Below are 12,201 nucleotides of genomic sequence, written 5' to 3'. Positions count from 1 at the left end.
CACAGTGCGCTACTGTGGTCAGACCACAGCCCAGCCCGGTTGGAGTACCCGATGAGAATCGCCCTGTTCGCCACGTGCCTGGCGGATGCCCTGTTCCCCGAATCCGCCACCTCGACGGTCCGCCTGCTCGAGCGGCTCGGCCACGAGGTCGTGTTCCCACCGAAGCAGACGTGCTGCGGGCAGATGCACGTCAACACCGGCTACCAGGCCGAAGCGCTGCCACTCGTCCGTCACCACGTGGAGGCGTTCGAGAGCGGACCGTCCTGGGACGTCGCGGTGGCGCCGTCCGGTTCCTGCGTCGGATCCGTCCGGCACCAGCACGCGATGGTCGCCCGCCGGTACGGCGACGAATCGCTCGCGACGCGCGCCGAGGAGGTCGCGTCCCGGACGTACGAACTGTCGGAACTGCTCGTCGACGTCCTCGGCGTCACCGACGTCGGCGCCTACTACCCCCACCGGGTGACGTACCACCCGACATGCCACTCGCTGCGGATGCTGCGCGTCGCCGACAAGCCGCTGCAACTGCTGCGCGCGGTGCGCGGGATGACGCTGATCGAACTGCCCGCCGCCGAATCCTGTTGCGGTTTCGGCGGAACGTTCGCGCTGAAGAACTCCGAGACGTCGACCGCGATGCTCGCCGACAAGATGGGCAACGTCCTGAGCACGGGCGCCGAGGTGTGCAGCGCCGGCGACTCGTCCTGCCTGATGCACATCGGCGGCGGACTGTCCCGGCTGCGCAGCGGGGTCCGCACCGTCCACCTCGCCGAGATCCTGGCGAGCACCGAGAAGATCGGGAGCAACGCATGACCACGTTCCTCGGCTCACCCACCTTCCATGCGGGCACCGGAAATATCCGGGGCACAGAATCTTTCCCCGACGCGGCGCGGAAATCGCTCGCCGACACCCAGCTGCGCGCCAACCTCGGCGCGGCCACCACCACCATCCGCAACAAGCGCATCGCCGCGGTCGCCGAGGTCGACGACTGGGAGGAACTGCGCCGGGCGGGCAGCGCCCTGAAGGCGGACGTGATGGCGCGGCTCCCCCAACTGCTCGTGCAGTTCGAGGAGAACGTCACCGCCCGCGGCGGCACCGTCCACTGGGCGCGCGACTCGGAGGAGGCGAACGGGATCATCACCGATCTCGTGCGGGCCACCGGCTCCGACGAGGTCGTGAAGGTCAAGTCGATGGCCACCCAGGAGACGGGCCTCAACGAGCATCTCGAGGAGAACGGGATCGCGGCGATCGAAACCGACCTCGCCGAACTCATCGTCCAACTCGGCGAGGACAAGCCGAGCCACATCCTCGTTCCCGCCATCCACCGCAACCGCGCCGAGATCCGCGAGATCTTCCTGAAATCGATGCCGGGCATCGACAAGGACATCACCGACGATCCGCGGGCACTCGCGATGGCCGCGCGGGCACACCTCCGGCGGAAGTTCCTCTCCACGAAGGTGGCGATCAGCGGCGCGAACTTCGGGGTCGCGGAAACCGGGACCCTCGCGGTGGTGGAGTCGGAGGGCAACGGACGGATGTGCCTCACCCTCCCCGACACCCTCATCACCCTCATGGGCATCGAGAAACTGGTCCCGACGTTCACCGACCTGGAGGTGTTCATGCAACTGCTGCCGCGGTCGTCCACCGCCGAGCGGATGAACCCGTACACCTCCATGTGGACCGGGGTGCATCCCGGCGACGGCCCGCAGAACTTCCACGTCGTCCTCCTCGACAACGGTCGCACCAACGTCCTCGCGGACGAGGTCGGGCGGTCGGCGCTCCACTGCATCCGCTGCAGCGCCTGCCTGAACGTGTGTCCCGTCTACGAGCGGGCGGGCGGTCACGCGTACGGGTCCGTGTATCCGGGCCCGATCGGCGCGATCCTCAGCCCGCAACTCACCGGGACCACCGGCCACGACGACCCGAACGCCTCGCTGCCGTTCGCCTCGACGCTGTGCGGCGCCTGCTTCGACGCCTGCCCGGTGCGCATCGACATCCCCAGCATCCTGGTGCACCTGCGCGCGGAACAGGTCGACTCCGAGCGGCACGGGCTTCCCGGCGGCCAGGACCTCGCGATGAAGGCCGCGGGCTTCGTGATGGGGTCGGAGAAGCGGTTCGCCGCCGCCGAGACGGCGTCCAAGATCGGCCGGGTGCTGGGCGGCAAGAAGGGACGCATCACGTCGCTGCCGTACCCGGGGTCGAGGTGGACCGCGAGCCGCGACCTCCCCTCCCCGCCGAAGGAGACCTTCCGACAATGGTGGGCCCGCACTCACGAGGACACGACACGATGACCGCACGCGAAGAGATCCTGACCCGGATCCGGTCGGCGCTCGCCGAAGCGCCCGCCCCCGAACCCGTTCCCCGCGACTACCACCGGCAGCCCGCGTCGGGCCCCGGGGACGTCGAGTTCTTCGCCCACACCGTCGACGACTACCGCGCGCAGGTCCACCGCGCCGAGGAGAGCACGGTTGCCGAGGTCGTCACCGGGCTGATCGCGGAGGGGGCGCGCGCCGTCGTCCCGCCGGACCTGCCGCTGTCGTGGCGGCCGCGACGTGACGTCGTCGTCGACGGGGCACCGGCCGAACTGTCGACGCTCGAACTCGACGCGCTCGACGTGGTCGTCACCGGCTGCACCCTCGGGATCGCCGCCACCGGGACGATCGTGCTCGACGGCGGCGCCGGCCAGGGGCGGCGGGCACTGACCCTGGTCCCGGATCACCACATCTGCATCGTGCGCACCGATCAGATCGTCGACACCGTGCCGCAGGCCTTCCAGACCCTCGACGCGACCAAACCGCTGACGTTCATCAGCGGTCCCAGCGCCACCAGCGACATCGAACTCAACCGCGTCGAGGGCGTCCACGGTCCGCGGACGCTGGACGTCGTCATAGTGCGCTGACGCGCCCGTGCGCCCTTTTGGTAGTCCCGGGTACCAAAAAGGCTCACGGGGCGCGGAGCGCCCTCGCGGCCAGATCGGCGGTGGCGCGGACGATCTCCGCGCCACCGAACATCACGTCGTCGTTGTGCCCGGCCCCGGGCAGCACGACGGTTTCCACCGGGCCGAGCGCCGCATCGGCCACGCGAGCGCTCTGCTCCGGCGGGACGACGATGTCGGCGGTGCCGTAGACGACGGTGGTGGGCACAGCGATGCGTGCGACGTACTCCGCGACGGGGAATCGGTCGCGCAGCAACAGCTTGACCGGCAGGAACGGGTAGTGCGCTGCGCCGACGGCGGCGAGGTCGACGAACGGCGACCGGAGCAGCAGGCCCGCAGGCGGATGCTCGGTGGCGAGTTCGGTGACGACGCCGGTGCCGAGGCTTTCCCCGAAGTAGAGCAGCCGCTCCGGCGGCACGCGACGTTCGTCGACGAGGTGTCGGCGGGCCGCCCGGACGTCGAGTGCCAGCCCGTCCTCGCCGGGGTGGCCGGGGTTGCCGCCGTACCCGCGGTAGTCGAAGAGCAGTGTGGCGAAACCGGCGGCGGCGAGGTCGGACGCCAGCAGCGCCCGGTCGGCCCTGTTGCCGGCGTTCCCGGCGGCCACGAGGACGGTCATGCGCGGGTCCCCGCTCGCGGGTGGGACGTACCAGGCACCGAGTTCGAGGCCGTCCGAGGTGGTCAGCGTGACGTCCTCGGCCCCGGCGATCAGTCGGTCGGCAGGCGGCACCGGGGAGTTGTCGGGGTAGTAGATCAGTCGTCGCTGCAATACCCACACGGCGGCGACCAGCAGAGCCACGACGACGAGCGCGACGACGCCGACGCGGATCATTGCCGGATCGGTGTTCCGGCCCACTCCAGCAACTCGGCGACGGGCAGGGTGTTGATCACGTCCGACGGCTCGACTCCGCGTTCGGCGGCGCGCTCGCAGGCGTACCCCTGCCAGGCGAGCTGACCGGTGGTGTGCGCGTCGGTGTCGATGGAGAACTTGCACCCGCTGTTCAGTGCGAGGTCGATCAGGCGTCCCGGCGGGTCGCGGCGCTCGGGGCGGGAGTTGATCTCGACCGCGGTGCCGTACTCGCGGCACGCCTCGAACACCCGTTCCGCGTCGAACTTCGATTCGGGCCGCGGCCCCCGCGCACCCTCGACGAGCCGGCCGGTGCAGTGCCCGAGGACGTCGACGTGCGGGGACTTCACGGCCTGCAGCATCCGCTTGGTCGTCGTCGCCCGGTCGGTGTCCAGGTGCGAGTGCACGCTGGCCACCACGATGTCCAGGTCGGCGAGCAGGTCGTCGTCCTGGTCGAGGGAGCCGTCGACGAGGATGTCGACCTCGATGCCGGTCAGCACGCGGAACGGCGCGAGCTCCGCGTTCAGTTCGGCGACGACGCTCAGCTGGGAGAGCAGTTGCTCCGACGACATTCCGTTCGCGACCGTCAGCCGCGGCGAGTGATCGGTGATCGCGCAGTACTCGTGGCCCAGGGCGGCGGCGCGGCGCATCATCTCCCGGATCGGGCACCGGCCGTCCGACCAGTCGGAATGGGTGTGCAGGTCGCCGCGGAGCGCGTCGAGCAGTTCGGTCCCGCCGAGTCCGATCGGTTCGGCCGCATTGCGCAGGTACGTCAGGTACAGCGGCACCGACGCGGCACACTCACGGATGATCGCGGCAGCCTCGGACCCGATGTCGGGTGGCGACACCCAGCCGCGCTCCTTCAGGTCGGCCAGCGCGTCCTCGTCCGCGTACGTCAGCACGTCGGCCGCCCGCCGGAATGCGGCGATCCTCGGTGCCTCGTCACGCGAGCGCTCGAGCCAGAACGCAATTTCCCGCAGCGCTTCGACGGGGTCCATCTTTCAATGGTGCACGGCTGCCGGGCTGCTGGCTAGGAGCAATTTCTGCCAGAACTTAGGCTCCCCTCGTTGTCCGCACGTTCATACAAATGTTCCCTTCGTCTCGCTTACGACTTCTACGGTGCCGGAGTTGTCCACATTCGAATCGGGAGCCACGGTGAGCTTGAAACCCCTCGCACTGTTCGTCAATCACGACGGAGTGTCCTCGCGCGCGTCCGTCACTTGTCAGTACAAGTGCGGAAACGCGTGCTCCCACGACGTGCCCAACACCTCGCACGGCGAGTATTTCCGTGACATCGCCCGCACCGCCCTGTCGCGGCGCGGGATGCTGCGCGGCACGGGGATGGCCGTCCTCGCCGTCGGCGCGGGCAGCGCGCTGGTGGCCTGCTCGGACGACTCCGGCAGCGGAAGCGTCTCCGGCACGGGCGGTTCGGACGGTTCCGCGCCCACCGGAACGAACTTCGACGCCGTCGCCCCCAACACCGAGGACGCCCTCGTCGTCCCCGACGGGTACGAGCAGGCCGTGGTGATCCGCTGGGGCGACCCGGTGCTGCCCGGGGCTCCCGCGTTCGACTTCGACAACCAGACCGCCCAGGCGCAGGCGCAGCAGTTCGGGTTCAACAACGACTTCGCCGGACTCCTGCCGGTCGAGGGTCAGCCGAACACCTTCCTGCTGGTGGTCAACCACGAGTACACCACCGAGCCGTTCATGTTCACGGGCTACGACGCCGAAAACCCGTCACCGGAGCAGTTCCAGACCGCGCTCGCCGCCCACGGGCTGTCCGTGGTGCAGGTGAAGGGCGAATCCGCCTCCGGCGCGCTCACTCCCGAGTTCGGACCGTACAACCGGCGCATCACGGCGACGACGGAATTCGTCGTCACCGGTCCCGCCGCGGGCAGCGACTTCCTGAAGACGTCCGCGGACCCGACGGGCACGAAGGTGCTCGGCACGCTGAACAACTGTTCGGGTGGCGTGACACCGTGGGGCACGGTGCTGTCGGGGGAGGAGAACTTCAACCAGTACTTCGCGAACGCCGAACTGGTCACCGATCCGGCCGTCGCCGCACGGCTGAAGCGGTACGGCGTGGAAGGTGCTGCCTCCGAGCGTAAGTGGGAACGGTTCGACAAGCGTTTCGACCTCATCCAGGAGCCGAACGAGGTCAACCGCTTCGGCTACGTCGTCGAGGTCGACCCGTGGGACGCGACGTCCGCACCCGTCAAGCACACGGCACTGGGCCGGTTCAAGCATGAGGCCGCCACCATCCATGTCACCGACGACGGCACCGTCGTCGCGTACAGCGGTGACGACGAGCGCTTCGACTACATGTACAAGTTCGTCTCCAGCCGCAAGGTGATGGACGGCAGGAGCCAGGCCGCGTTGCGCCACAACATGACGCTGCTCGACGCGGGCACCCTGTACGTCGCGAAGTTCAGTGGCAACTCGGCGGACGAGATCGACGGGTCGGGCACGCTGCCGGCGAGCGGCACGTTCGACGGCACCGGGGAGTGGATCCCGCTGCTGCGCACCGGCGAGGACGGCCGGGGTGAGTCGCTCGTCGACGGCATGAGCGCCGAAGAGGTGGCGGTGTTCACCCGTCAGGCCGGCGACAAGGTCGGTGCCACCAAGATGGACCGTCCCGAGGACTTCGAACCCAGCCCGACGACCGGCAAGGTGTACGTGGCGCTGACCAACAACACCAAGCGCGGCGTCGACGGCGCGGCGGCGGCCGACGAGGCCAACCCGCGGAACAACAACAAGAACGGCCAGGTCCTCGAACTCACCGACGACCACGCCGGCACCGCGTTCACGTGGAACCTGCTGCTCGTCTGCGGCGACCCGACGGAGGCCGACACGTACTTCGGCGGCTTCGACAAGGCGAGCGTCAGCCCGATCTCCTGCCCCGACAACCTGGCGTTCGATCCGCACGGCAACCTGTGGATCTCCACCGACGGCAACGCGCTGAAGTCCAACGACGGCCTGTTCAGCGTCGTCCTCGAGGGCCCGAACCGCGGGGAGACCAAGCAGTTCCTCACCGTGCCCAAGGGCGCCGAGACCTGCGGTCCGATCGTCGGCGACGAGCGGGTCACGGTGTGCGTGCAGCACCCGGGTGAACTGGACGACGCCAGCGCCGACAACCCGGCGTCGCACTGGCCCGACGGCGGCGACGCGCAGCCGCGTCCCGCCGTCGTGGCGGTGTGGAAGTCGGGCGGCCGGATCGGCGTCTGACCCCAGGTGAGTGGCAAAGTGTGCCCCAGCACGCTTTGCCACTCACCTGGCGGGGGTGGGCGGGCGCCCGAGCAGCGACTCGAACAGGGCGTGGCCCGCGAGGAACCCGTACCGGTCGTAGAACTCGAACATCGCGGCCAACCGGGCGCGACCGTCGTCCGTCAGGTTCCGCCCGTGCCGCGACATCCACTCGTCGACGGACACCTGCTTCACCGACACCGGGCCACCCGCCCGGTCGCACAGGTCCCGCACGCTGAGGGCCTCCGGGCCGCCGAGTTCGTAGGTGGCGCCGTGGTGGATGTCCGGGCCCTCGGCGAGGACGCGCGCCGCGACCTCGGCGACGTCCGCGAGTGCGACGAACGAGAACGCCGCGTCGGGACTGTAGGGCAGTTCGACGGTCGTCGCCGTGCCCGCCAGCACAGCCCCGAAATTCTCGGCGTAGGCGCACGGCTGCAGGACGGTCCACCGGAGCCCGCCGAACGTCCGGAGCGCGTCCTCGCACCGCGCCTTGTCGACGTGGTGGGGCATGAGCGGGGTGTACGGCCAGGCCACGGAGTGGTAGACGAGATGCTCGACGCCCACCGACGCTGCGGCGCGCATCGCGTTCCGCAGCAGCGCCGGCTCGTCGGGGTGCACGTTGGGGGCGATGAAGTACACGCCCCGGCAACCCGACAGCGCCTCTTCGAGTCCTGCACCCGTTTCGAGGTCGACGGCGAAGTCGCCGGGACGCCGGGCGGTGTGCACCACCCGGCGTACGTCGGCGAGTCCCTCGAGCGCCGCCACGACGGCGGCTCCGGTCTTCCCCGCGGCGCCGATGACGGCGATCTCGGCGCCGCGGGAGAGTGACTCGGTCATCGGATCACCGATCGATGAAGTCGAACTCGGCGAACTTCGCACCGCCGGACAGGCGTTCGTAGCCGGGACCGCGGTCGAAGAACGGTTCGTCCAGGCCGCGGTCCGCGCGCATCTGCTCGCGCAGCGCGTCCGTGGCGTCGACGTCCGCGACCGGTTCCCCGGTCGACGAGGCCAGCACGACACCGTAGTCGACGCGTGCACCCTGCGCGGACACCTTGCCCCACAGCACGTCCCGGACGACTTCCTCGATCGGACGGTCGAGTGGGTCGCCCCAGCCGCCGCCACCGGTGGTGCGGATGCGCACCACTTCGCCGGCCTTGATCGGTTCGGCGTCGGTCAGCGCGTCGAACCCGCGCTCGTTCGGGCCGCCCGGGTCGAGGACCACCGAGAACGGACGTCCGGCCTTGCCGCCCTTGACTCCCCAGCAGGAGAGGATCGACCGGTCGGCGATGGACATGAAGTTCGCGTCCTTGAGCATCCGGATGTGCTTCTCGTAGCCGAGGCCGCCGCGGTAGCGTCCGGCGCCGCCGGAGTCCTTCGCCAGGCCGAGCTTCTCGACGATGAACGGGAACCGGCTCTCGGTGAACTCGGTCGGCAGGTTCCGCGAGTCGGGAACGACGTGGATGGTGTCCTCCCCGTCCGCGTAGTGCCTGCCGCCGGACCCTCCGCCGAGCACCTCCCGCATCAGGTACGAGTGCCCGTCGAAGTCCTCGCCGTACACCCCCGTGTAGCGGATGGTCTCCTGGTCGGCGGGCATGTTCCCGTCGACGGCCTTCGCGACGACGCCGGCGAGCACGCCGAGCAGCCGCAGGATCACGAACGTCCGGGCGTTGGTGGGCGCCGGGAAGATCGGGGTGATCAGCGTGCCCTTCTCCGGGAACTTCATCTCGATCAACGGCACGACACCCTCGTTGACGTCGAGTTCCGCCATCCGCTCGGGACTGTCGGCGAGGTTGCGCAGGATCGGCGCGAGCCACTTGATGAGGAAGTTGCCGTCGGCGTAGTCACCGCAGTGGTTGATGGGACCCTTGGCCTGCGGGCCGGTGCCGTTGAAGTCCAGGATGAGGCGTTCGCCGCCCTCGTCCTCGGGGCCGGTCTTGGTGAGCGTGATCCGCTGCCGGTGCAGCATGGGCTCGTCGACGCCGTCGTGTTCGGCGTAGTCCTCCCACGTGTACTCGCCCTTGGGGATCTTGCTGAGGATTTCCCGCCGGTACGTCTCGGTGGTCGCGTCCATCATCGCGTCGAAGCAGGCCTCGACGGTGTCGCAGCCGTACCGCTCGAACAGTTCGGTGAGGCGACGGGCGCCCATGAGGCAGGCGGAGCACTCGGCGTCGAGGTCGGCCGCCAGCGCGTCGGGCATCCGCGAGTTGCGGGTCATGATGCGCAGCGCGGCCTCGTTGGGCACACCCTGATCCCACAGCTTGATCGGCGGGACCATCAGGCCCTCCTCGTACACCGTGGTCGCACCCGCGGGCATCGATCCCGGGCAGCAGCCGCCGATGTCGTCGTGGTGGCCGAACGCCTGGACGAACGCGACGACGGACGGTTCCTCCTCGCCCGGTCGGGTGGCGAACACCGGGACGGTGACGCAGAGGTCGGGGAGGTGGCCGATGCCGCCTTCGGACAGGTAGACGTCGTTGTGGAAGTAGACGTCGCCGGGCTTCATCGTGTCGAGCGGGAAGTCCCGCGCCACCGGATGCACCAGCGCCGAATACGAACGGCCCGTGAGCTTCCGGAGGTTGCGGTCGTGGATGCCGGCCCGGAAGTCGTGCGCGTCGCGGATCATCGGGGAGCGGGAGGTCCGCGAGATCGACGTCTCGACCTCCATCTCGACGCTGGCGAGGTAGCCGGCGACGATCTCCACAAGCACCGGGTCGGGCGTCGTGCCGTGGACCGGGGTCAGCCGGTAGGGCTTGACCGCTTGCACTGCAACGGGTTCGGTGGCGACGGTCATCGGTTCGCTCCGTTCGAGTCGGCGATCTTGGTGATGCGGATGTTTCCGAAGGTGTCGATCCTTGCCCGGAAACCGGGGTGCACGGGGATGGTCGAGCTGAATTCCTCGATCACCGCCGGACCCTCGAGGACGTCGCCCGCGCCGAGCCGGGCCCGGTCGTAGACCTGGGTGGTGACCCACTCGTCGAAGTACGCCGGACGGGTGCCGGTCACGGCGGACTCGGCTCCGGTCCCCGCCGCGATCTCGTTGAGCGTCGGGCGCTTGATCGGGCCGATGCCGCTGACGCGCAGGTTCACCCACTCGACGTGCTGGTGGGGGTCGCCGCGGAAGTCGTAGCCGTACAGCTCCTTGTGCGCCTGGTGGAACCTGTCCGCGGCGTCGTCCATCAACTCCTGCGTGACGGGACCCTCACCGACGGGCACCCGCACCTCGAAGGCCTGGCCGAGGTAGCGGAGGTCGGCCGAACGCGCGTACTTGCGCTCCGCCTCGCCGAAGCCTTCGTCGGCGAGTGCGCGTTCCGCCTCGGCGGCGAGCGCGTCCAGCCCCGACTGCAGTTCCTCGATCTTCAGGCGGTCGTGCCTGCAGACGTGGGTCTGCACGTAGTCGTTGCGGACGTCGACCGTGAGCAGCCCGAATGCGGACACGTTGCCCGGGTTCAGCGGGACGAGGACGTCCTTGAGACCGAGGATGTCGACCAGCCGGCAGGCGAGCAGCGAACCGGATCCGCCGAACGTGACCAGGGTGAAGTCGCGGACGTCGAGGCCGCGCTTGACCGTGATCTGCCGCAGCGCGTTGGCCTGGTTCCACGCCGACACCTCGAGGATGCCGGTGGCGCACGCCTCGAAGTCGAGCTTCAACTGGTGGGCGAGCTGCTCGACGCCCTTGCGGGCCAGTTCGGTGTCGAGGGGGATCTCGCCGCCGAGCAGGTGGGGTGGGATGCGGCCGAGCAGCACGTGGGCGTCGGTGATCGTCGGCTCGCTGCCGCCCTTGCCGTAGCAGAGCGGGCCGGGGTCGGCGCCCGCCGACTGCGGTCCGACGCGGAGCGTGCCCTCGGGGGTCTGCCAGGCGATGGAGCCGCCGCCGGCGCCGACGGTGACGACGTCGATCATCGGGATCTTCGACGGGTACGCCCCCACCCGCCCCTCGGTGGTGAGCGCGGGCTCACCACGGACCACGACGGTGACGTCGGTCGACGTTCCGCCGCCGTCGCACGTGAGGACCTGCTCCACACCCGCGACACTCGCGATGAGCGCCGCGCCGAGTGCGCCGGCCGCCGGGCCGGACAGCACCGTCGTGATCGGCTGGTGCACGACCTCCTTGGCGGAGAGCACGCCGCCGTTCGACTTCATCACGTAGAACGGGATGTCGCGGGCCTCGCCCTCGTCGGAGGAGAACTCGCGCAGCCGGTTCGCGATGTTGTTCACGTAGTTGCGGATGTTCGGCTTCACGGCCGCGTCGACCAGCGTGGTGATGGACCGCTCGTATTCGCGGTACTCGCGCAGCACCTGGCTGGAGATGCTCACCGTGGCCTCGGGGTATTCCTCGAGCAGAAGATCCCGGACGCGGTTCTCGTGGCTCGGGTCGGCGTAGGAGTGCATGAGGCACACGCCGATGGTGCGGATGCCGCGCTCGGCGAAGAAGCGGGCGGCCTCGCGGACGTCGTCCTCGACGAGGGGACGGATCTCGCTGCCGTCGAACGCGAGCCGGCCGCCGATGGTGCGGACGCGGTCGGCGGGGACGATGCGGTCGGGCTTGACCCAGAAGTAGGAGTTGCCGTAGCCGTCGGGGACGGACTGGCGGGCGATCTCGAGGACGTGCTCGTAACCCTCGGTGGTGATGAATCCGAGGTTCTCGACCTTGCCTTCGAGGAGCTTGTTGGTGGCGACGGTGGTGCCATGGCTGACGGCGCCGATCGCGTCGCCGGTCTCGCCGAGCTTGGCGAGCACCTTCTCGATTCCGGTGAGGAATCCCTGCGCCGGGTCGGCAGGCGTCGAGGGTGTCTTGGTGGTGACGACGGCTCCGGACTCCTCGTCCACAGCCACGACGTCGGTGAATGTTCCGCCGGTGTCGATACCGACCCGAATCTTTCTGGATTCCACGATTCCTCCTGGGCTCGTCTCTGTAAGGCAATTGCACCGCTTCCGCCGCCCGGTTTCTTTGTCACATATCGCCGAACTCACCGGTCCTCGTTCGGCGCTGCCCGTGCCCGGATGGCCCGGACAGACGACAGCACCCCGAACCGGACGGTTCGGGGTGCTGTGTGACGAGGTGTTTGCGGCGCTACTTCGCGCAGGTGCCCCGCACGAGGATGCCGCCGACGAGAACACCGGCGAGGGCGATGCCCGCGCCGAGGGCGGCCGACGCGAGAACGGTTGCCGTGGAGGTGCCCTCGGG

At 69.4% G+C, this 12,201-nt stretch carries 9 protein-coding genes; 4 read left to right on the top strand and 5 right to left on the bottom strand.

The annotated features are described in order from the left end of the window. Positions 1 to 51 precede the first annotated feature (51 nt). Genes AC1D1G_RS18055 through AC1D1G_RS18045 form a run of 3 tightly spaced genes read left to right on the top strand, consistent with a single transcriptional unit; the run spans position 52 to position 2,893 of the window. Positions 52 to 807, top strand: a complete 756-nt coding sequence (locus AC1D1G_RS18055) for a (Fe-S)-binding protein (protein WP_477953072.1) — start codon at positions 52 to 54, stop codon at positions 805 to 807. Next, positions 804 to 2,285: a LutB/LldF family L-lactate oxidation iron-sulfur protein gene (locus tag AC1D1G_RS18050; protein ID WP_477953070.1), complete on the top strand. Its 1,482-nt coding sequence runs from the start codon at positions 804 to 806 to the stop codon at positions 2,283 to 2,285. The genes AC1D1G_RS18055 and AC1D1G_RS18050 overlap by 4 nt, the downstream gene beginning before the upstream one ends. Next, positions 2,282 to 2,893 carry a LutC/YkgG family protein gene (locus AC1D1G_RS18045; RefSeq protein WP_280779302.1) on the top strand — a complete coding sequence of 204 codons (612 nt, stop codon included), beginning with the start codon at positions 2,282 to 2,284 and terminating at the stop codon, positions 2,891 to 2,893. Before AC1D1G_RS18050 ends, AC1D1G_RS18045 begins: the two co-directional genes overlap by 4 nt. Before the next feature lie 43 nt (positions 2,894 to 2,936). Here AC1D1G_RS18045 and AC1D1G_RS18040 read toward each other — a convergent pair whose 3' ends face one another. Both AC1D1G_RS18040 and AC1D1G_RS18035 read right to left on the bottom strand, forming a co-directional pair. Next, a complete protein-coding gene (locus AC1D1G_RS18040) occupies positions 2,937 to 3,758 on the bottom strand; it encodes an alpha/beta hydrolase (protein WP_283333319.1) in 822 nt (273 codons plus the stop codon). Continuing rightward, entirely contained in the window at positions 3,755 to 4,771 is a 1,017-nt protein-coding gene (locus AC1D1G_RS18035) for a PHP domain-containing protein (protein ID WP_477953069.1), read from the bottom strand. Before AC1D1G_RS18035 ends, AC1D1G_RS18040 begins: the two co-directional genes overlap by 4 nt. Positions 4,772 to 4,928: 157 nt before the next feature. On the opposite strand from AC1D1G_RS18035, the gene AC1D1G_RS18030 reads away from it, so the two are divergent. After that, the gene (locus tag AC1D1G_RS18030; RefSeq protein ID WP_477953068.1) at positions 4,929 to 6,998 is read left to right on the top strand and encodes a PhoX family protein; all 2,070 of its coding nucleotides are present in this window, start codon (positions 4,929 to 4,931) and stop codon (positions 6,996 to 6,998) included. A gap of 42 nt (positions 6,999 to 7,040) precedes the next feature. On the opposite strand, the gene AC1D1G_RS18025 is transcribed toward AC1D1G_RS18030, so the two are convergent. From AC1D1G_RS18025 to AC1D1G_RS18015, 3 genes are read right to left on the bottom strand one after another with little or no spacing between them, the layout of a single operon-like run. Next, positions 7,041 to 7,853, bottom strand: coding sequence for an NmrA family NAD(P)-binding protein (locus AC1D1G_RS18025; RefSeq protein WP_477953067.1), 813 nt, complete (start codon positions 7,851 to 7,853; stop codon positions 7,041 to 7,043). 4 nt (positions 7,854 to 7,857) lie between these two features. Beyond that, positions 7,858 to 9,807, bottom strand: coding sequence for a hydantoinase B/oxoprolinase family protein (locus AC1D1G_RS18020; RefSeq protein WP_477953066.1), 1,950 nt, complete (start codon positions 9,805 to 9,807; stop codon positions 7,858 to 7,860). Continuing rightward, positions 9,804 to 11,906: a hydantoinase/oxoprolinase family protein gene (locus AC1D1G_RS18015; RefSeq protein ID WP_105418114.1), complete on the bottom strand. Its 2,103-nt coding sequence runs from the start codon at positions 11,904 to 11,906 to the stop codon at positions 9,804 to 9,806. The genes AC1D1G_RS18020 and AC1D1G_RS18015 overlap by 4 nt, the downstream gene beginning before the upstream one ends. Positions 11,907 to 12,201 lie beyond the last annotated feature (295 nt).

Source organism: Rhodococcus sp. P3_B8 (genome assembly GCF_056402775.1).
Note: the sequence above shows the minus strand (reverse complement) of the source record. Positions and strands in the feature narration are given on the sequence as shown.

Excerpts from the sequence above, each read along its gene's own strand:
- AC1D1G_RS18040 (WP_283333319.1), bottom strand. The coding sequence starts at position 3,758 with ATGATCCGCGTCGGCGTCGTCGCGCTCGTCGTCGTGGCTCTGCTGGTC.
- AC1D1G_RS18055 (WP_477953072.1), top strand. The coding sequence starts at position 52 with ATGAGAATCGCCCTGTTCGCCACGTGCCTGGCGGATGCCCTGTTCCCC.
- AC1D1G_RS18025 (WP_477953067.1), bottom strand. The coding sequence starts at position 7,853 with ATGACCGAGTCACTCTCCCGCGGCGCCGAGATCGCCGTCATCGGCGCC.
- AC1D1G_RS18045 (WP_280779302.1), top strand. The coding sequence starts at position 2,282 with ATGACCGCACGCGAAGAGATCCTGACCCGGATCCGGTCGGCGCTCGCC.
- AC1D1G_RS18035 (WP_477953069.1), bottom strand. The coding sequence starts at position 4,771 with ATGGACCCCGTCGAAGCGCTGCGGGAAATTGCGTTCTGGCTCGAGCGC.
- AC1D1G_RS18050 (WP_477953070.1), top strand. The coding sequence starts at position 804 with ATGACCACGTTCCTCGGCTCACCCACCTTCCATGCGGGCACCGGAAAT.
- AC1D1G_RS18020 (WP_477953066.1), bottom strand. The coding sequence starts at position 9,807 with ATGACCGTCGCCACCGAACCCGTTGCAGTGCAAGCGGTCAAGCCCTAC.